This is a genomic window from Streptomyces sp. NBC_00536, assembly GCF_036346295.1.
Taxonomy (GTDB): Bacteria; Actinomycetota; Actinomycetes; order Streptomycetales; family Streptomycetaceae; genus Streptomyces.
The window spans coordinates 1,142,684-1,162,064 of sequence record NZ_CP107819.1; the positions used below are offsets into that span (position 1 = coordinate 1,142,684).

General features: G+C 68.5%; 14 protein-coding genes and 2 pseudogenes. 1 reads left to right on the top strand and 15 read right to left on the bottom strand.

From position 1 onward, the window contains the following. Positions 1-14: 14 nt before the first annotated feature. The 4 genes and pseudogenes from OHS33_RS04810 to OHS33_RS04825 form a co-directional block, all read right to left on the bottom strand. Positions 15-431, bottom strand: coding sequence for a hypothetical protein (locus OHS33_RS04810; protein WP_330329120.1), 417 nt, complete (start codon positions 429-431; stop codon positions 15-17). Positions 432-755: 324 nt separating this feature from the next. Continuing rightward, positions 756-1,472: pseudogene (locus tag OHS33_RS04815) on the bottom strand (ISAzo13-like element transposase-related protein); the annotation flags it as partial. A gap of 124 nt (positions 1,473-1,596) precedes the next feature. Continuing rightward, entirely contained in the window at positions 1,597-3,027 is a 1,431-nt protein-coding gene (gene ltrA, locus OHS33_RS04820) for a group II intron reverse transcriptase/maturase (protein WP_330329121.1), read from the bottom strand. A gap of 552 nt (positions 3,028-3,579) precedes the next feature. After that, positions 3,580-4,596 (bottom strand): annotated as a pseudogene (locus OHS33_RS04825) (ISAzo13 family transposase); the annotation flags it as partial. A 152-nt stretch (positions 4,597-4,748) separates the two neighbouring features. On the opposite strand from OHS33_RS04825, the gene OHS33_RS04830 reads away from it, so the two are divergent. Then, positions 4,749-5,162, top strand: a complete 414-nt coding sequence (locus OHS33_RS04830) for a transposase (RefSeq protein WP_330329122.1) — start codon at positions 4,749-4,751, stop codon at positions 5,160-5,162. A gap of 265 nt (positions 5,163-5,427) precedes the next feature. Here the strand turns inward: OHS33_RS04830 and OHS33_RS04835 are convergent, their stop codons facing one another. From OHS33_RS04835 to OHS33_RS04885, 11 genes are all read right to left on the bottom strand, one after another. After that, a complete protein-coding gene (locus tag OHS33_RS04835) occupies positions 5,428-5,991 on the bottom strand; it encodes an RICIN domain-containing protein (RefSeq protein ID WP_330329123.1) in 564 nt (187 codons plus the stop codon). 616 nt (positions 5,992-6,607) lie between these two features. Beyond that, positions 6,608-7,150: a hypothetical protein gene (locus tag OHS33_RS04840; protein ID WP_330329124.1), complete on the bottom strand. Its 543-nt coding sequence runs from the start codon at positions 7,148-7,150 to the stop codon at positions 6,608-6,610. Positions 7,151-7,201: 51 nt separating this feature from the next. Continuing rightward, positions 7,202-7,579, bottom strand: a complete 378-nt coding sequence (locus OHS33_RS04845; protein WP_330329125.1) for a hypothetical protein — start codon at positions 7,577-7,579, stop codon at positions 7,202-7,204. A 496-nt stretch (positions 7,580-8,075) separates the two neighbouring features. Continuing rightward, the gene (locus tag OHS33_RS04850) at positions 8,076-8,324 is read right to left on the bottom strand and encodes a maleylpyruvate isomerase N-terminal domain-containing protein (protein WP_330329126.1); all 249 of its coding nucleotides are present in this window, start codon (positions 8,322-8,324) and stop codon (positions 8,076-8,078) included. A 39-nt stretch (positions 8,325-8,363) separates the two neighbouring features. Next, positions 8,364-9,350 carry a helix-turn-helix domain-containing protein gene (locus OHS33_RS04855; protein ID WP_330329127.1) on the bottom strand — a complete coding sequence of 329 codons (987 nt, stop codon included), beginning with the start codon at positions 9,348-9,350 and terminating at the stop codon, positions 8,364-8,366. A 527-nt stretch (positions 9,351-9,877) separates the two neighbouring features. Beyond that, positions 9,878-10,474, bottom strand: coding sequence for an NADPH-dependent F420 reductase (locus OHS33_RS04860; protein WP_330329128.1), 597 nt, complete (start codon positions 10,472-10,474; stop codon positions 9,878-9,880). Positions 10,475-10,518: 44 nt separating this feature from the next. Then, a complete protein-coding gene (locus OHS33_RS04865) occupies positions 10,519-11,337 on the bottom strand; it encodes an inositol monophosphatase family protein (RefSeq protein ID WP_330329129.1) in 819 nt (272 codons plus the stop codon). Between the two features lie 143 nt (positions 11,338-11,480). Further along, on the bottom strand, positions 11,481-12,986 hold the full coding sequence (locus OHS33_RS04870; RefSeq protein WP_443065414.1) for a GMC family oxidoreductase: 1,506 nt from the start codon (positions 12,984-12,986) through the stop codon (positions 11,481-11,483). A 1,479-nt stretch (positions 12,987-14,465) separates the two neighbouring features. Next, positions 14,466-15,281, bottom strand: a complete 816-nt coding sequence (locus OHS33_RS04875) for a TIGR03943 family putative permease subunit (protein WP_330329131.1) — start codon at positions 15,279-15,281, stop codon at positions 14,466-14,468. Continuing rightward, positions 15,278-16,201, bottom strand: a complete 924-nt coding sequence (locus OHS33_RS04880; RefSeq protein ID WP_443065415.1) for a permease — start codon at positions 16,199-16,201, stop codon at positions 15,278-15,280. The genes OHS33_RS04875 and OHS33_RS04880 overlap by 4 nt, the downstream gene beginning before the upstream one ends. Positions 16,202-16,434: 233 nt before the next feature. Then, positions 16,435-19,380, bottom strand: a complete 2,946-nt coding sequence (locus tag OHS33_RS04885; RefSeq protein ID WP_330329132.1) for an NHLP bacteriocin export ABC transporter permease/ATPase subunit — start codon at positions 19,378-19,380, stop codon at positions 16,435-16,437. Position 19,381 lies beyond the last annotated feature (1 nt).

A 19,381-nucleotide genomic window follows, 5' to 3' on the forward strand; every position in this document is an offset into this window, starting at 1 on the left:
TCCGGTTGCTGGGGCTATCGCGTAGTGGTGGGCCTGATGATGGGCTTGGGGACATCGGTGACGACGTAGTCATCTCCGATCGGGGACCCGTTCGGTGGCGAAAGCTCTTCGAGGTACCTGCCGTGGAGGGCCGCCGTGATGGGCTCTGCCTGGCTTGCGGTCACGCCGACCATGGGTCCGGAAACCACGAGGCTGAAGGCGCGAGCGAGGGATTCCAGGCCTGCGGATGCTTGCCCGGCCCGCTGGTCGACGAGGAATGCGGCTTCCCGCCCGATGGCCTCTACGAGCCGTTCACGGGCTACCGCAACAGTCGGTGACTCCTGTACCTGAAGCTGTGCCGGGATCTGCTGAATGCCGCTGGTGTCCGCGCCGTTGCTGCTCTGAATTTCGCCCAAGTCAGCTGCTTCGGGTGCCGCTTGCTCGTCTGCCATGCCCAGTGCCCTTTCCTGGCCAACGCGTTGCCGGCCCGGTCAGAGCGTCGCAGCACCCAATGTGTACGGACAATAACTCTCGACGGAACGGCTGGATCTCGACAAGGTGACGCAAAGGGGCGGCCTGTGACAGAAGCCACGGCGGTCGGCCGCCCGCCATCGACCGTGAGACATGCAAGCAGCGCAACACCGCCGGAGGATGCATCAACCCTTCAGGGCAGTGGCGGGGCGTCGCCACCCGCTATGAGAAGACCGCCACCGACTTCTTGGGCGGCCTCCACATAGCAGCCATTTCCCCCTGGCCTACTTAGGACTTGCCGGGAATCAACACGCCGGTTTGATCTTGGATTTGTCGGTGTCGAGGAACCTGGCGACGTCTTCCGGTGTGTGGAAACGGGCTGTTGAGGCGGTGGGGTGAACATCATGGGCTTCCAGGAGCGGGCGGACGTCTTTCGCTGCGCGGCTGATGGTCATGGCGGTGGTATTGAAGAGCTGGCCCAGGAGGTCCATGGGCGCGAGTTTTCGCAGGTGGAGCACGGTGGCCAGGACCCGGTCAGCTGAGGTGAGCTTGGCTTTGGCACCTGCGCCAGGGGCGACCCTGCGCTCGTGGCCTCGACGCGCACGGAGTACTTGCTCACGCTGAAGCTCCATCTCTGGAATCAACGCGTCGATGACTTCACTGAGTTGCCGGCGGGTCATTCCGGTCAGTTCCGGGTCCTGGAGTGCATGCCGCGTGAGGTGAGTCGGTCGGTCCGCCAGGGCCTCGTCCGGTGTGGTGCCGTTGGCCGCCGCGTCCACCGGCTGGGAGTGGAGGGTGTAGTTCCAGTCGCCGTGGAAGCGATGGCGGGTGATGGGCAGGGCAGCGATCTCGTCGTCGCTGATGCGGATGCCGGTGGGGTACTCGCCACTGTCGAGTTCAGCCTGGACGGTGAGGCCGGTCCGGCTGGTGGTTGCGGCGATGGTCTGAATCATGACTTCGTGGCTGGTCAGGGGCCTGCCTCGCCAGTTCATGGTGATGTGGGAGAACAGTCTGTGGTGAAGTAGGCCCGAAGCGCGGTCTCGTCTTTCGAGCGAGCCGTTTCTTCGGGCCTCTTCCCGCACCCGGCGTGCCACTCTCATGGCACCGGGCGCTCCACAAGTCCCGTCTCACTGCCCCTGTTGATCTTCATCCGATGGTCGGCCAGGGGGAAGGGATGACCGTTCCCCGGTATCGGTAGCGCGTCGTGCGTACCTTGCCGGGATCGAACAGTGTCCGTTCCTCCCCTGCCGGCCACCATCCCCCGCCGCAGTAAAGACGGCGGAGATCCTTCCTGTTGATCCGGAGGTGTTTGCGACGCAGCCACTTCATGACCTGGCTCCACGTGTACGAGCTCAGGTACTGGAAGGTCGCGCTGGACACCCCGGGGCGGAAGTACATGCACCAGCCGAACAGCATCCGGTTGATCTGGATGAGCAGTTCGTCCAGTGGCAGGCCGGTGGCCGTTCTGCGGCGTACCGCCTTGACCTTGCCCATCGCGGCCGTCAGGGCCTTGCGCGAGGGGTAGGTGTAGACGTAGCTGCGACTGGAACCTCGTTTGCGGTGGCGCTGGATGCGCCACCCGAGGAAGTCCAGTCCCTCGTCGATGTGGGTGATCAGGGTCTTCTCCACGGACAGGCGCAAGCCCATCGTGGACAATACCTCCGCGATCTCCTCGCGCAGAGACTCGGCGTCGTCCTTGGTGCCCTTGATCATTAGGCACCAGTCGTCCGCGTACCGGGTCAGCCGGTAGTTGGGGAGACCTTGACGAAGCCGCTTGGTCCGCGCCCAAGGCGTGGACCTCGGGCCTCCCGGAGACTGGGCGATGTGCTCGTCCAGGACCGACAGCGCCACGTTGCTCATCAACGGCGAGAGAATCGAACCCTGTGGGGTACCGGCGGTGGTCTCTCGAAGTACACGGTCCTCACCGAGGATGCCCGACTTCAAGAATGCCTTCACCAAGATCAGGACACGTTTGTCTCCGACGCGCTTGCGCACCCGGTCCATCAGAGCGGAGTGTGAAATCTCGTCGAAGCAGGCCTTGATGTCGCCCTCCACGATCCACTCATACGACTTGGACGTGAAGAACCGCACCTCGGCCACCGCGTCATGAGCCCGGCGGTTCGGACGGAACCCGTAGGAACACGGCAGGAAATCCGCCTCGAAAATTGGCTCCAGCACCAGCTTCAAGGATGCCTGCACCACCCGGTCCGCGATCGTGGCGATCCCCAGACGGCGCAACTTGCCGCCCGCCTTGGGGATCATCCGCTCCCGCACCGGCAGCGGACGGAAACTACGGTTCTTGATGCTCTCCCGCAGTCTGCCGAGGAACTCCTCGACGCCCGTCCGCTCCGCGATGGACGCCGCGGTGCGGCCATCCACCCCGGCGGTCTTCGCACCCTTGTTACCCCGCACCTGATCCCACGCGACCAGCAGGAACGCGGGATCGGCACAGAGGTTGAACAGGTCATCGAACCTGCGATGAGGATCATCGCGGGCCCAACGGTGCAGCTTGGTCTGGATCTCCAGTACCCGTCGCTCCGCCCCATAGGTGACGGCCTCAAGTTCGTCGGTATTCACCGGCGAGAACCTCCTGGTCTTCCAGCACTTCGGCCACTGACTTACTGGCCCCCTTCGCCATGTACGCGCCATTAACGCGCTCGGACTACTACGGGGCCTCCGCCACGTACTGGAGCCATCAGCCGACAACGGGCCTGCCCACCGGCTGACTGGATATCAGCCGGGAAGGGCGGTTCCAGCACGCTTCCCACGTTCACCACTTACCGGTCGACGAGCGAGCCGCCCAGCTCTACCCCGACAGCATCGCCACGCCTACGCCGCAGGCATTCAACGTGGCCTCCTCACCAGCATCGAAAGACCGGCTTCGAAGTCGCCGCCCGACAGGCGGCGTGCGCTGCACCCGGCCCATATCCTCCAGATTGGAGCCGGTGGAACACTTACGGGACGTCAGGCACTGGTTCCTCTCGTACGGCGTCTCGTCTTGCTTGCCGGACCCGCGCCGTCTGGAAGTACCGACGCGCTCCGTCGTTGTCAGGGCTGCTCCTACCTCCCCGTGCGTCTCCACGGATCGGCTGCCCTCAGCTTCACCGGACTGCTGCGACAGTCCGGCAGCAGGGGTCTTGCACCCCTGCCCGGTAACAGTGGCGCCTCGTGGCGCACCTCGATCTTGTTCCACTTCGAGGTGCCGGGCGGAAGGTGGCACACGGTGATCTCAAGGCCGGTCTCGGCAGCGAGGTCGGCGAGGTGGGTCTTCCAGCCGCGGGTGCGGTAGCCGTTGGAGCCCCCGCCGTCGGCGGTGATCAGCAGCCGGCGGGCACGGGGGTAGTCGTGTCGGCCGCGGGCCTGCCACCAGCGCCGGATCGAGGCGACAGCGAACGCCGCGGTGTCGTGATCGGTGCCGATGCTGACCCAGCCGGTGTTCGCTGTCATGTCGTAGATTCCGTACGGAATCGCCTTCTCGGCCTGGCCGGGGAAGTCGTGGGTCTTGACCCTCACGGGCTGCCCTGCGGGCTGCCATTCGTGCCCGGCGTTCTTATAGTCGCCGATCAGTTCCTTCTTCTTGCTGTCCACGCTGATCACCGGGTCACCGGCGTCCCTGTGGTCTCGTGCCTGCTCGTTGAGGTAGCGGAACTGGGTGTCCCGGTCGGGGTGCTGAGCACCTTCGATGGTCTTGGCGTTGGCCTGCAGGCTGAAGCCTTCCTCCCGCAGCAGGCCGGCGACCGTGTCGGCGGAGACCCGATGGCCCTGCCGGGTCAGCTCCGCTGCCAGCTTCCGGGTCGACTTCGTCGTCCAGCGCAGCGGCGACATCGGATCACCCCGCTCGTCCGGCTCGACCAACCCAAGCAGAGCCGGCCGTAACCCCGGATCGAGGTCCGCTGCCCTCTTCCGGCCACCACCAGGTCGACGAATCCGCCCCAACGACGCCTGGCCAGACTCCAGTTCGGCCGCTCCGCGAGAGACCGTACCCTCCCGAACCCCGGCCGCCGCGGCGACGAGCCTGATCCCACCACGCCCCAGCGATAGCGCTTCCGCTCCTATGGCCAGCCGACGCTGACGCTCATCGAGATGCGGCAACAACAACTGGAACTTCGCCGCCAGGACATCCTCGATCCCCTCTGGTCTCCCCATACCAGAACAACGAGTCCGACCGTTGGAAGCCACGACTTGTTTCCCGGCAAGCCCTTAAAGCTCATAACGCGATCACGGTGAGCGCGGCTGGTGAAGCGTGACCGGTACGACGATGCGGCCGCTCGTGATTCGTGAGCATCAGGCCGTGGATCGTGGATGCCGAGTTGTGGGCGCTGATCGAGCCGGTCCTGCCGCCGTGGCCAGAGCGGTCGCCGGGCCCTCGGCCAGTGGATGACCGACGGTGTCTGCAGGGCATCTTGTACGTGCTGTACTGCAACATCGGCTGGCAGCAGCTGCCGTTGGAACTCGGTTTTGGCTCCGACCAGACCTGCTGGCGCAGGCTCGGCCGCTGGCACGAGGCCGGCGTCTTCGACGCGTTGCACCACCTTCTACTGGCCGAGCTGAATGTGGCCGGAGAGCTGGACTGGACACGCGTCTGCGTGGATACCTCCCATGTGCGGGCGAAAAAAGGGGGCGAGGCGACGGGTCCCTCGCCGGTCGACCACCGCAAGACCGGCAGCAAACACCACCTGATCTGCGACGGCAAGGCACCCCGTTCAAGGTGATCACCACCGCGGGCAACGTCAACGATGTCACGCAGACGCTGAATCTGGTCGACGGCATCCCACCCGTCGCCGGCCGGCCCGGCCGCCGCCGCAACGTCCGGACGCCCTGCGGGGCGACAAGGCCTACGACAGCAACCCAAACCGGCGTGAACTGCAGAAACACGGAATCCTGCCGGTCATCTCCCGCAAAGGCTCACCCGACATCCACAGCCTGGGCAAGCTCCGCTACGTCATCGAACGGGAGGGGCGTGAGGCTGCTAGCGGATCACTTGGCCTCCCATTTCTGCCAGTTCGATCCGTCGCAGGTCCAGATTCGAACCCCGCTGCCGCTGCCGCTGCTGTTCATCAAGCCCAGGCACAGGCCCGAGACCGCCGCGTGGATCGTTCCGTCCGTTTGCATTGCCCAGATTTGGCTCTCCAAGTTGTTGCAGTCCGCGATGACGACCCGTGCCCCCGGGGCCAGGACGCCTCCATTCACGTCCAGACACTTGGAGATTCCGACCTGAAGAACTGCTGAACTAGGCCAACCCGGATCGAACTTCCATTTTTGATTGTTCCCGCCGTTGCAGTCCAAGATGTCCACCGGGGTTCCGTTGGCCGTGTCGGATCCAGGGGATTCCAGACACCGTCCCGTGGCCATATAGGGCACCAGTGAGAGGACCCGACTCGCAAGCCTCTCCGAGCCCTGAGATCCAACGCGGCTGACGCTGCGGCTCTTCTCGTCTCTGACCGTAGATGCCTGAGCGACTTGCACGCAGACCAGCGCGGCTGAACTGAGCACGGCCGCTGCTACGAACCCGCACCTTCTGGCACCGTTCTTGAGGTTCATGACGGATCCCCTTCTCTGTGCACCCCCCTGGTACGGGAAGCACGACCTAGAAGAGCGCGGATCGCCAAACGGAAGAAGGGATTGTGTACGCGATTCACCCCTGAGGGGCGCAAGTATGCTCAAATGGCCGCCGAGGTAGGCGGATCAACCATGCGGGAGCCGCCGACAGCCCGCAACACCGTCGGTGGCCGAGGGCCCGGCGACCGCTAGTCCACCAGTGCCGGATTCGACACGGTCTCATGGGCAGGGCATTTGGCGATCCGAACTCCAGCCGTTGGTGCTGCCCCAGGTGCGGTGCCACATCCGGCTGTTGTTGTGGGCCGTGGTGGACGTGGTGGAGCTGTCCGAAGTGGGAGGCCAGTGCCGGACCGTGCGAGGTCATGCTCGCAATTTTCTGGCCGCCGGTCGACCGGCTGCCGTTGAAGGCGCCCATCCACACCTGACGACTCATCAGTCATCGCCGACGGCGTGCGTCAAACGTGCGTCGCGTGCGTCAGATCTGCGTCAAGATATCGCCCGTAACGCACACAGCGCACATAATGCACACTGCCCTAACTTGCAGGTCAGAGGCTCTTTCCAACGGGCTCAAGGATCGCGACGCACTCGACATGATGAGTCATCGGGAAAACGTGCACTGAGGGCCGCCGGGCGGTTGACAGTGAGCCGACATGCCACTGCTCGATGCCGGGGCCATTTCACGTGCCCACTCCAACCAGCTTCTGGCCGATTTCAGTGCCAGCTCGTCCACGCCGCTGCCCGGTTCGGCAAGCCGGCGTTCCAGAGCATCGCAATACGCTCTGAGCACGGCGGCCTCCTGCCGGCGTCCGGCCTCCTCGCTCAGCACCTCTGCGAGTTGATCCCGAACAACTCGCCTCCTCGCCTCCTGCATGGCCGCCCGCCAGCGGACCTCGCCCTCTGCCCTGGCCCGCTCCTCGCACTCCCTGCTTCGAGTGTCCTCCAGCGCTCGCGCCTCGATCTCCCCAAGGATCACCCCCAAGGCGTCCTCAAGCACCCTGCTCTTGCCATCTCGCCAGCGCCCCGACCGACCGGACCGGCCGTGGTCAAGCTCGACGACAAGGCGCGCGGAGCGCTCTGGATTCGTCGACTGCGGAAACTCCTGCCTGACGGTGATGGCGCACGCGAAGCCGTCGGCCACCACGTCCACTCCGGCCTCGCGCCGCGAATAGCACGACCGGCTCTGCCTGACCTCCTACCCTCGCCGCACCGTCTCGGAAGCCAGCGCCTGCAGCATCAAGAGTGATCGGCGACGAAGCACAGCGGGAATGACCGGCTGTCCGTCATCGTCCTTGAGCGCAGCCACAGCCGGATGGGGAGAACTCGGTCGCGTGGGGACCGGCACCACCGAAGCATCGGCCTTCGGCCGCTGAGTCCGCGAGTTGGGATGCGGGCCCTCGGTGAGGAACATCTCCAGCCCGCGTGCGCCGAAGCGGGCCTTCTCGATGCGTCTGCCCTTCGGTTCCAGGCCGTGCCGCTTGGCGTAATCGACTACGCGCCGCCACTCCGCAACCTCGTCGTCATCGGGGTCGGCGAGACGGACGCGCGCCTCGGCGACCAGACGCTCGACCAACTCCAGCGCCTTCGCCCGTCGAGCGCGCCCGATGGGCCGCTCACTGTATGGCGCCGGACAGTGCTTTCGAGCGGTCACTTCGCGCCGCGCTCCGTCCTTCGTCAACGCCGAGGGTCCGACTGACACTGCCTGGAGGCTTCATCCGTAGACGCCGGATCGTCGGGATGACGACCACGCCACAGCTGGAACCGGTCGTCAAGCACCTGGACGACCGGCTCTATCGGCTCCCGGCACGTTCGCCACCACCGCCGGCGTGGGCTGGCAATAACTTGCCGCCACTCGCAGGCACGCCGTCGGCGCAGCCCGAGCTCTGAGGCCCTCCACCGACGACCATCGCTGCGGGCCCTGGCCACGGAACGACAGTGCGCCCTCGCTCCCCCCACAACCAAGATCCGGGCCAGTTGCGGGCCAGCACCGGCCCACAGAAGGCCGATACCTTCATTTTGCCTGGTCAGGAACTGTGTGGCGCGTGTACCACCAGCACTCCAAAAACGTTCTAGTCAGTTACTGCGAACCTGGTCGGCTGCTGCTGGATGCGTCGGCGAAGCAGCTCACTGAACCACCGGTGCTCGCTGCCGACGTGCCGCGTGAGGTCCCCGAGAGTCCCGCCGGGGCAGGTCGGCTGCGGGGTGGAGGGTCGGCTCCCGTGACCGTGGCGACGAATGCGGCGGTCTCGGCTGCGAAGGCCGCTCCGTGCTGGGCGGCCCAGGCCGCCCACAGCGCCCCGCTGCCTTGCTTGGGACACGGGTCGGCGGCATCCGCTGAACTGCGGCCGTACCTCTGGTCACGCGCTATCGGCCGACCCGTGGCCCGGCGGGTGCCGGTTCGGCGAGAGCGAGGCCGGTCCGGTCGAGCGGGCGTACTCGGTGGGAGTCTGACCGTAGTGCTTCTTGAAGGCGCGGGTGAAGTGACTGCCGTCCGCGAACTGCCAGTGTGCGGCGAGTTCCGAAATGCTCAGGCGCCCTGACGGCGAGACGAGGGCGAGCCGGGCCTCATGCAGTCGCCGGTGGCGGATGTAGGTGCTCACCTGCTCTCCCACCGCGGCGAATGCCCGGTGCAGCGTGCGGACGGAGACGTTGAGTTCACGCGCAAGCATCGCCGGAGAAAGTTCGGGATCGGCGAGCCGACGGTCCGCGAGGTCCTTGGCTGCCTGGGTGAGCGCGGGAGCCAACCGGGGCTCTACGTCGTCGAACCGGCCCTTCACCACCGCCTTGGTCAGCTCGATCAGGGTACCTTGGGCAGCTGCCACACCGGCCGGGCCGAGGTCGGCCACGGTCATGTGGATCATGTCTGCAAGGGCCGTCAGCAAGCGCACCTCGGCCGAGTCCGCCGGCCCGGTGACGACCCGGTTCCCGAGCAGGGGTTTGAGCTCGCCGGGGGGCAGGACGAGGAACTTCGCCGTGAGGTGCGCCGTCGTCTCGAAGGCCGTCAGGCGCCCGAGGTGCCGGACGAGGAACTGCCCGGCCGACACGGTCTGGTCGCCGTAGCCGGACGGGCCGCCCAGAGTCCATGCGCCGCTCCGCACGACATACATGGCAACCAGATCCTGATCGCCGCCCGGGACGTCCGCGGTCCGGGTTGCCGACGCGGCGTGGAGATCGGCGATCGCCGCGCCATGCACCTTGGCAACCTTGCCCTTGACCCGGAAGTCACCGATCGTGTCCGGGCTGAAGGCCGGCAGTTGGAAGACATCGTCGCCGACCTGCGTCTGCCACCCGCGCCGGAAAACGTCGAGTCCCCGCGGTGCGGAATCCGGGGCGGTCGAGTCCACTGCGAACACCCCGCGCGCGCCGTCGACCTCCGCTCCAGTACCGTGCATCCCTCTGCGATCCCCTCGTCTTCATTGCTTCAACGCCGTCCTGTGGTGGTCGTGTTCCGCAGGACGGCGCCATGACCCATGTGGACACCGTGCCAATCTTCCTATAGACGGCTCGCATTGCAGCGGCCGGGAGGCAGAGCTGATGCTTCTGATGCGGCGAGATGAACGACGCGACCCCTGACGATCAGGTCGCAGCCTGATCGTCAGGGGTCGCACGCGCGCTCGGTCCTCCCTCATGGGCTCGTGCCGGGGACGTCTTCGCCACCTCGGTCGGACCTTTCTCCGGAGGTAACGGTGAGTGGCCGGCGCGCAGTTCGCCGTGTGGGCCGATGGCGTCGGCCACGCCCAGGCCGGCGGGCCATGCCGATCGGCCTGCCAAGCCGTGTCGGCCGAGATCATCCTGTCGCGGTCGTGTCCCACCGGGAACCCATCCGTGCCTGTGCCGGCTCCGGTCACCTGCAGGTTGCGCGGCTCGACGGTCAGCGGGCGATCGAGATCGCGAAGGGGGTGAATCCGATGGACCGGATGACGTGCGGGACGAACAGTATCGCGGCCTCCGTGGCGCGGGCGGTCTGGATCCCGCCGAGGTCGGTGATCCATTCCTTGCGCCAGCCGAGGTCGATGAGCAGTTCAAGGACGGTCCGCTTGGCCTCCGGTTCCTCGCCGGAGAGGAAGGCGGTTGGCGTCTGGGTGAGCGTGGCCGGGGCGGTCATCACCGGGAAGAGCATGGTGTTGAGCGTCTTGACGACGTGCGTTTCGGGGAGCGCTGCCTGGAGTTGCTCGGCGAGGCTTGAACCGGGGTGGATCAGGGCGGCGGGCAGTCCGTCCGGTCCGTCGACGGTGGCGTTGGAGACGTCCACGAGGATCTTGCCGTGCAGCTCTTCGCGCAGGGCGGCGAGACGTTCCAGGGAGCCGGCGCCCGGGGTGGCGTTGATGACGATCCGGGCCGCCCGGGCGGCATCGGCGGCGGCGCCCGGCGCGCGGTCCGCGACGGTCACCTCGTGCCCTGCCAGGGTGAGGGCTTTCGCCAGGTTGCCGCCGACGCGGCCGTTTCCGAGAACTGCGATCGTGGTCATGATGTTCTGGTCCTTGCGTTGGGTGCGGGTTGTGGTGTGCGGGGTCAGCGGGAGAGCGTGGCGACGGCTTCGGCGTGGACGCCGGGCGCGGCGGCCAGGAAGCTCTCGCTCTGCGGGGTCCAGGGGCGGCCCTCGGCGTCGGAGATCTGTCCGCCGGCCTCGGTGACGAGCAGCGCGCCGGGCAGCAGGTCCGCTCGGGCGCCGGCGAACTGCCAGAAGGCGTCGATGCGGCCGGCGGCCACGTTCGTGAGGTGCAGGGTCGCGGGCACGGCGGTGCGGACGACGAGCGCGTCGAAGAGCATCGCGGTGATCGAGGAGCCGACGCGCCGTACGACCCTCTCGTCCTCGTCCGGCCGGGCCTGGCTGGTGGCCACGATGCTCAAGGCCAGGTCCGCGGTCGGGGAGACGTGGAGCGGCCGGCCGTCGAGGTAGGCGCCGGCGCCGGTGAGCGCGGTGTAGGTCTCGCCGGTCAGCGGCAGGTGGACCACGGTGAGCACCGGCTGGTTCTCACGCACGAGGGTCGCGGTCACCGCCCACTCCGGCAGCGCGTGCAGGTGGTTGACGTTGCCTTCGGCCGGGTCCACGACCCACCACTCGCCGGGCGGCAGCGCCCCGCCGTCCAGCTCGTCCTCCACCCAGCCGGCCTCCGGGCGCAGGCTCGTGAGGCGGGGGCGCAGGATGTCCAGGGCCGTGTCGTCGTTGACGGCGAGCGCACGCATCAGCTCGTCACGGGTCTCGTAACGGACCACATCGCCGAAACGCTCGCGCAGCGCCGCACCGGCGGCGCGCACGGCGGTCGCGGTGCGGTCGAGCAGGTCGGCGTCGGAGGTGACGACGTCAGTGGTCTGAAGCGTTTCGGGCATGGTGGTGCTCCTGTCTGAGGAGGGGTGATGAGGCCGGTCGGGGTCGCGTTCGACGGACGACGGACGACGGACGACGGACGACGGACGACGGACGACGGGGGGATGAAGCGCGTTGTGGAAGCGCCGTGGGCGCGGAAGGCGGCTCAGTCGATCAGTTCGGCGGCCCGTTCGGCGATGGCGTAAACGGTCGCGTTGGTGTTGGCCGAGGGGATGGACGGCATCACCGAGGCATCGGCGACCCGCAGTCCGGCTATTCCGTGCACGCGAAGGTTCGCAGGGTCGACGACGGCATCGGCGTCGGTTCCCATGCGGCAGGTGCCGGTGAAGTGGAAGTAGGGGCCGGTGGCCTTGCGGATGAACTCGTCTGCGGATTCGCCGCTCGTCCCGGAGCCAGGCACCGCTTCCTGCTTGCGCCAGTCGGCGAACGCGTCGGCCTCGCCGATGCGGCGTGCCACTGCCAGGCCCTTGCGCATGACCTCCAGGTCACGGTCGTCGCTCAGGTAGCCCGGGTCGACGACGGGAGCACTGGCGGGATGGGCGTCCGCCAGGCGCACGGTGCCGCTGCTGTGCGGAGCCATCGCGGAGAACGCTATGGAGTAGCCGTTGGCCGGCGGCCGGCCCCAAGCCGACGGGAGCGGTGCGGCGACGATGTAGACCTGAAGGTCCGGCCGGGCCGCGGCGGGATCGCTGAACAGCAGGCCCATCATTTCGGCCGGCGGGTTGGCAGGAACGAACGGTACGGGCTGGTCGGCCTCGTACACCACGCCCGCCATCGGATGGTCCTGCAGATGGGATCCCACTCCCGGCAGGTCGGCGACGACGTCGATACCGTGTTCCTCAAGGTGTTGGGCCGGGCCGATCCCCGACAGCATCAGGAGGTGCGCGGAACCGATGGCTCCCGCGGTCAATACGACCTCGGCGCTGTCGAGGAACAGGTGCTCGCCACCCACGGTGTACTCGACGCCGGTGCAGCGGCCGGCGGTGATGCGCAGCCGCTGGACGGTCGCGTCCGTGACGACGTCCAGGTTCGGCCGGTCGAGGAACGGACGGATGTAGGCGTCGGCCGCGCTCTGGCGGGCGCCGCCGGGCAGATTCATGTCACTCCACCCGAACCCGGTCTCCAGCCCGCTGCCGATGTCATCGGCGCGTGCGAACCCAGCCTCCACTGCGGCGTCGACGCCCGCAGTGGCCAGGGGATGGGGTTCCGGGACCGGGGCGACCGCGACCGGCCCGTCCGTGCCCCGCACGGAGGCATCACGACTGCGAGTGCTCTCGCTGCGGCGGAAATAAGGCAGCAGATCGTCGAAACCCCAGCCCGGAGCACCGAGTCCGGGCCATTCGTCGTAACCGGACCGGTGCCCCCGCAGGTGGTAGAGGCCGTTGATGCTCGACGATCCGCCGAGCGCCTTACCGCGCAGCACGTCAGCGGCCCTGCCTGTACCGGCCTGCACGGTCGAGGCGCCCAGCCAGAGGGATGACGGGTCGAACCCCAGGAACCCCCAAGGAGATGCCATCGCCTCGGTCGCGTCCCGGGCTCCCGCCTCCAGCAACAACACCCGCACGCCCGGGCGTTCCGAAAGCCGGGAGGCAATCACGCACCCCGCCGTCCCCGCTCCCACCACGACATAGTCATAAGGACTCTGGCCCATCATGTCTCCGCTTCCCACGGCAGCACTGTCCGGCCACCGGGTTTCAGAAAAAGGCTCCTCGACGATCAAAGAGCTGATTGCTTGCACGTACTAAAGGGGCCGAGAAGTCCGAGCCCGGCGCGCAGAAGGCGTGGAACCGGCTGATCAGCAGCGAGCGGGCTCCAGTGGAGCGGGGCTGTCCGCAGGAAGGCCGCGCGCGCTGCTGGTGCTGACGGACACCGAGGTGGCCCGGCGGCAAACGATCACCTTGATCCGACGGGCCTGGGAGCGCCCGGTCCGGCCATTACCGATCACCCCGTTGGGGATGTCCATGCCGGCGCCGGTGCCTGCGATGACGGCCTTCCGGCTGGACTTCTCTTGTTTCACGCGTTTCTTGTCCTTGGTGTGTACCCGTCCTGGAACAGCCCGGGTTTCCCTTCTGCCGTCGAATCTTAGGAATACGGACGCGGCGCGTACTTGAACCTCCGCGACGTTCGTTCGGAACCTCAGCGCCATACGTGTGGCGAGACAGTCGGCGTCACACAGCACTGGGTCAGGCTGCTCGTACACGCCGACCGACTTCTTGCCCTGCCTCAGGAGGCCGCCCCTTCCCACCGACGGCCGCGTGAACCTGGGTCGGCAGCAAGGACGTTGGGCGGCCGCAGTTCCGGCCACGGCGGGCCCGTGGCATCGGGGATGGGCGTCGATCCTGACGTCCGTCCACCGAGAGATCGACCTCTGGCAGCAGGTCGACGAGAACCTCGGCCCGGAAGCCACCCTCCGCCTGCTCTCCTGCACGGCTCCCACACCGAGTCGATCGGCGAGTGGTGGGGCTCCGGCTGGTACGAGACGATGGTCCGCCGCGCGGTTGTCCGCGCGGCGGACGACGGAAGCCTCCCAGCAATCATGCCCAGAACTTCCCGGCCCACCCACGCCAGGAGCGCCCGGGCAAAGATCCGGACCAGCTCCGGACCAGCCCAGACCAAGGGGGCGCATCAACTGACGTTTCCGCTGGTCAGCATGGGTGTGCCTCCCGTACCACCAGGAGACGAAGAATCTGCTGGTCTCCTACTCCCCGAAGAAGGTCGGCTTCTTCTAAGCACACAAAAGAAGGCGCCTGACCTGGGCTTTTGCCCAGCAGGCGCCTTCTGCTCCCGGGCCACGGCCCGGGCCGACAAACCCTCAGCCTGCTCGCGCCGCCGGTGAGGGATCGCCCATTCGCCAAGGCCCAGCTCGGCAAGGTCGCGTCTCGGACGCGAAGCCCGGCGGCCTCTGGCGGCCTCAGCGCGGCGCTGCCAACGACAGGCAGAACGCAGGCATTTTATGCCCGTACTCGGATTGCTCACCCACCCACCGAATGAGCGCGCCACTCTGCTCAGGGGAGAGCAGGATGGGTTCGTCGATCGCCTCGACAGACCTGGTGCGACTTCGGAACCCGGCGACCCAGCGACCCAGTCCGTTCAGGCCCGCCTTCGTTTCGGGGCTGCCGTCAGTGGGCTGTCAACGCGAGGGGACGAGCGGCAGGCTGTCGCTGTACCCGTTGACCGGCGGGTCGATCTCCTCGACCGTGGCGGGGTCGAGTTCGACCGGGGCGGACTGGGTGCCGAGCGTGCCGCCGGGGTGCCAGGTGCCGGTGACCGCGACCCAGGTGTCGGCGGGTAGGGAGGGTGCGCCCTGGACGTGGACCTTTACGGACTGTGCGTCCGCGGCGCAGCACGAGATGATGATCCGGGTGAGGTACCAGCCGTCGTGCCCTTGACCGAGGGTGACCAGGCCGCTCATCTGGACCGTCCGTCCCTTGATGGCCTGGGTGCTGTCCTGCTGCACGCGTCGCGTGAACTGCGTGAGGGTCATCGGCAGCGGTGAGGTGGCGGGCAGCGCCTCGAAGCTCGGCTGCTTCGTGACGACCTTGGCGGACTCACGGGAGGCGGTGTACGAGCCGAGGGCAGGCGGGGCGTACACGAGCAGGCTCAGGGCGGGCAGGAACAGCAGCCAGGCCACCCGGGGGACGCTGGAATGGTCGTGGCCGTGGCCGTGGCCGTGGGCGTGTGCGTGCGCGGGCTGGACCGTGTCGTTGGGCTCGTCGCCGTCGGCGGCCGCGTGCTCGTGGGTCTTCGTGGGCCTGCGCCACGCGTTCGGTCCGCGGTGGGACCAGACGTCCGCCGTCGCCAGCACCAGCAGCAGGACACCGGAGACGATCAGTACGGGCCGCATGCCCGGCTTGACGTACCTCAGGCACAGGTCGGTGAACAGCGAGACGTGCAGCAGGCCGGAGCCGATGAGGAGGAGCAGGAACGCCTGTGCCGACCGTTTCACAGCAGCACTCCTCCGATCAGGACGCTGGACAGCACCGCCACGACGGTCGTGGCGGTGGAGAAGCGGACCGCGAAGGGCCGGCCGAAGGTGCCCGCCTGCAGGGCGATGAGTTTCAGGTCGACCATCGGGCCGACCACCATGAACGCCAGCCGCGCCAGGGGCGAGAAGCCGGTGAGTGAGGCCGCCACGAAGGCGTCGGCTTCGGAGCACACCGCGAGGACGATGGCGAGGGCCGCAAGGAAGAGCACGGACAGCCAGGGCGAGCCGGAGACCACGTCGAGGACCGAGCGCGGGACCGCCACGTTGAAGGTGGCCGCCGCCATCGCTCCGAGGACCAGGAATCCCCCGGCGTGCAGGAAGTCGTGCTGGAAACCGAGCCGGAACTCGCTCCAGCGGCTGCGCCCCGTCTGATGACCGGCGTACCGCGCGACAGGACGCAGCCACTCCTCGCGGCCCAGCCAGAGCCAGAGCCAGCCCATCACCGCGGCGGTGGCGAGCGAGGCGAGGAGCCGGGCCAGGACCATGGCGGGACTGCCGGGGAAGGCGATGGCCGTGGCGGTCAGGACGACGGGGTTGATGGCGGGGGCGGACAGCAGGAAGGCGAAGGCCGCGGCCGGGGTGACTCCTCGGCCGATCAGGCTGTTGGCGACCGGGACCGACGCGCATTCGCAGCCGGGCAGGACCACTCCGGCCAGGCCGGCGACGGGGACGGCGAGCGCCGGCCGCTTGGGCAGCACCCGGGTGAACACGCCCTCGGGCACGAAGGCGTTGATGGCACCGGACAGCGCCGTGCCGAGCAGCAGGAACGGCAGAGCCTGCACGATGACGGCGAGACAGACGGTCCGCCAGGCCTGCACCGCCGCCGCGTCCAGCCATCCGGCGCCGACCAGGATCACGACACCGCAAACGGCCATCGCCATGGCCCACAGGTACACCCAGCCGGGGACCGGTTCGCGGATGGAGGCGCCGTCGGATGGGGCGGCGACCCCGGCAACCTCAGCCATCTTGTGCACGCCATCTCCGCATGTCGGACGTTCGGATCGAAATATAGCCGGTGTCAGGCCAGGAGGACTGGACCGACTGCCCGCTCGTCCGCGATTCGTCTGCTGATGCGGCCCTGCTCCCCGGAGAAGGTCGGCTTCGTCTCAGCGGGTCAGCTCAGCTGGCGGCGGACCAGGTCGTGGAAGAGGCCGGTCGTGTCGGCGAGCAGGGCGGTGGGCGGGCCTTGCTGGACGATGCGGCCGTCCGACATCACGAGCACGCGGTCCGCATCCATGACCGTGGACAGCCGGTGGGCGATCACGATGCGGGTGGTGCGCAGGGCGCGGGTGGACTGGATGACCACGCGCTGGGCTTCGTTGTCCAGCGCGCTGGTGGCCTCGTCGAAGAACAGGATGCGCGGCTTGCGGATGAGGGCCTGGGCGATCATCAGCCGCTGGCGCTGGCCGCCCGAGACCGTGGTGCCGCCGTCGGACAGCATGGTGTGCATGCCCATCGGCATGGCCTTGATGTCCTCGGCCAGGCCCGCCATCGCGGCGGCTTCCCACGCCTCCTCCAGCGAGAAGGTCCCGGCGCCGCGGATGCAGTCGAGGAGGGACCCGGTGAAGGGCTGGGCGTTCTGCAGGACGACGCCGCACTGGCGGCGCACGGCCGCCTGGTCGAGCGCCGCCAGGTCCTGGCCGTCGTACAGCACGCTGCCCGAGACCGGCTTGTCGAAGCCGATCAGCAGGCGCAGGAGGGTGGATTTGCCGCAGCCGCTGGCCCCGACGATCGCGACGAACTCGCCCTGCCGGACGTGGAAGCTGATGTCGTCCAGGACCAGCGGGCCGTCGTCGCTGTAGCGGTACGACAGGTCCTCCGCCTCGATGGCGCCGGTCAGCTCGCCCGGGCGGGTGCTGGAGGGGGCCACCTCGGGGAGCTCCCACAGAAGCGGCTTGACCTGCTCGAACATCGGCAGCACCGTGGCGGCCGAGATGAGCGCGCCGGTCAGCTGCGTGACCGAGGACAGCAGCATCGTCAGAGCGGTGCTGAAGGTGAGGAACTCGCCGGCGGACATGGCGCCGCGCGCCGGTCCGGCCAGCAGTACGAACATCACCAGCGTGCACAGCGGCAGGTGGACCGCGCCCAGCACCGTGATGACGTTCTGTATCCGGCCTATGCGCTGGTGCAGCTCGCGGGTACGGGCGAACTCCCGGGCCCAGGCGGCGTAGGCGAAGCTCTCGGCCGCGGCGACGCGCAGCTTGGGCAACCCGCGCAGGGTCTGGAAGGTCTGGTTGTTGAGCCGGTTGCCGAGCTTGATCAGCCGACGCTGGTAGCGCAGCTGCCACAGCCCCAGACCCAGGAAGACCGCGGCGATGACGGCCAGCATGGCGACGGCGGCCATCGCCAGCGGGACGCTGTAGACGAGCAGCAGCACGAGGTTCGTCGTGCCCACCGCGCTCGCCTGTACGGATACCGAGCCGATACCGGACAGCACGCGGCGGATGGCGCTGATGCCCATGGCCGCACTGGCCAGCTCGCCGGTGGAGCGGCCGGCGAAGAACTTCGTCGGCAGCCGCAGCAGCCGGTCCCACACCGCGGGCTGCAAGGTGGCCTCGATGCGGCCTTCCATGCGCAGGATGGACATGTTCTGCAGCAGCATGAAGGCGGCCGAGACGACGCCGGTCGCGATGAGTGCCAGGGCCGTCTGCACGATGAGGCCGTTCTCGGCATCGGGTACGTACCGGCCGAGCACCTGGCCGGTGGCGATGGGCACCAGAGCGCCCAGGACCAGCGCGACCAGCCCGCCCAGGATGAGGCCGCGCAACTCCGGGAGGGTGCCGCGGACGCTGAAACGGAGCAGCGCCGCCAAGCCCACCCGCCCGTCGGGGAGCGGGCGGTAGAACATGACCGCGCGCGGTGCGAACGCGGCTTCGTCTGCCTTGCCGATGCGTTCCCGGGTGCCGGTGGCGGGGTCGACCGCCTCGTAGCCGCCGCGCCGCCACAGCAGGGCGACCGGCGTCCCGTCCTGCTCGCGCCGGCCCACCAGGGGGCCGCTGTTCTCCCGCCACCAGGGCCCGCCGAGCCTGACCGTACGGGTGCGGATCCGCGAGGCGAGCGCGATGCGCTCGACGGGGTCCATCCGCTCGGAAGGGGTACCGGAAGGGGTATCGGAAGCGGAACTCGCCCCGCCCGGTGCGGACCCCGGTTCGGACCCCGGTTCGCACAGCGTGATGCGGGCCTCGTGGGCGACCAGGCGGCACACGGCGAAGGTCGCGTCGGCGTCGGCGCCCGCGCCCCGTCGGGAGCGGCCGCCGGAGCGGCCGATGGAGGCCAGCAGCGCCCGGTCCGCCTGGGTACGCGCGGCCTGACCGGCCTCGATACCGGCCGCCGTACGGTCCTCGTGGGCGCGTTCGAGCTGCTCGATCCAGCGGTCCAGGGCGTACAGCAGCCGGTACTGCTGCTCGACCATGCCCTGCCACATCGCCGTGTCGACGAGGACGGTGCCCACCGCCTCCGTCTCGTACGCGGCTCCGTATTGGACGGAGCCCGGGGTGATCTGCATCCACAGGATGTCGTCGTCGGCCCCGCCGCCCTGCCCGGTGGTGGCGCGGCCGTCCAGCGGTGCCTGGTAGAGCACGCGCAAGCCGCGGCCGATGCCCCGCGCGAAGGCGTCGTCGAGCGGGCTCAGCCGGGGCGCGGGGGCGCCGTACGCCGCCTGGTCGGCCCACCCCTGCTGGTACGGGGCGCCGTACTCCGGGCCGGGCAGCTCCCGCAGCTCGATGCGGCGCAGCAGGCACCCCTGGAGGGGCCGGGCGACCAGGGTGTGCTCAGGGCCCTCGGCCGGGCCCAGCAGGAGCGTGCCGGCCTCCAGCCGGCCCAGGAAGTGCCAGTGGCCGGCCTGCGCCGCGTCGACGGCGAAGAGGTCCAGCTCGCCGTGCACGACGAGCCACAGCACGAGCGGGCCCTCCAGCGACAGGCTGCGCAGGCCCGTGCAGTCGACCGGCGCACCGAGTCCGCCGAGGGCCGCGACGACCGCGTCGACGTCCCTGGCCGCGGACCGGGCCGCGGCCCGGTCCGGGTGTGCGGGGGCGGCCGTGGCGTGGTGCGGGTACGTCACG

Excerpts from the sequence above, each read along its gene's own strand:
- OHS33_RS04810 (WP_330329120.1), bottom strand. The coding sequence starts at position 431 with ATGGCAGACGAGCAAGCGGCACCCGAAGCAGCTGACTTGGGCGAAATT.
- OHS33_RS04835 (WP_330329123.1), bottom strand. The coding sequence starts at position 5,991 with ATGAACCTCAAGAACGGTGCCAGAAGGTGCGGGTTCGTAGCAGCGGCC.
- OHS33_RS04860 (WP_330329128.1), bottom strand. The coding sequence starts at position 10,474 with ATGACCACGATCGCAGTTCTCGGAAACGGCCGCGTCGGCGGCAACCTG.
- OHS33_RS04865 (WP_330329129.1), bottom strand. The coding sequence starts at position 11,337 with ATGCCCGAAACGCTTCAGACCACTGACGTCGTCACCTCCGACGCCGAC.
- OHS33_RS04870 (WP_443065414.1), bottom strand. The coding sequence starts at position 12,986 with ATGGGCCAGAGTCCTTATGACTATGTCGTGGTGGGAGCGGGGACGGCG.
- OHS33_RS04880 (WP_443065415.1), bottom strand. The coding sequence starts at position 16,201 with ATGGCGATGGCCGTTTGCGGTGTCGTGATCCTGGTCGGCGCCGGATGG.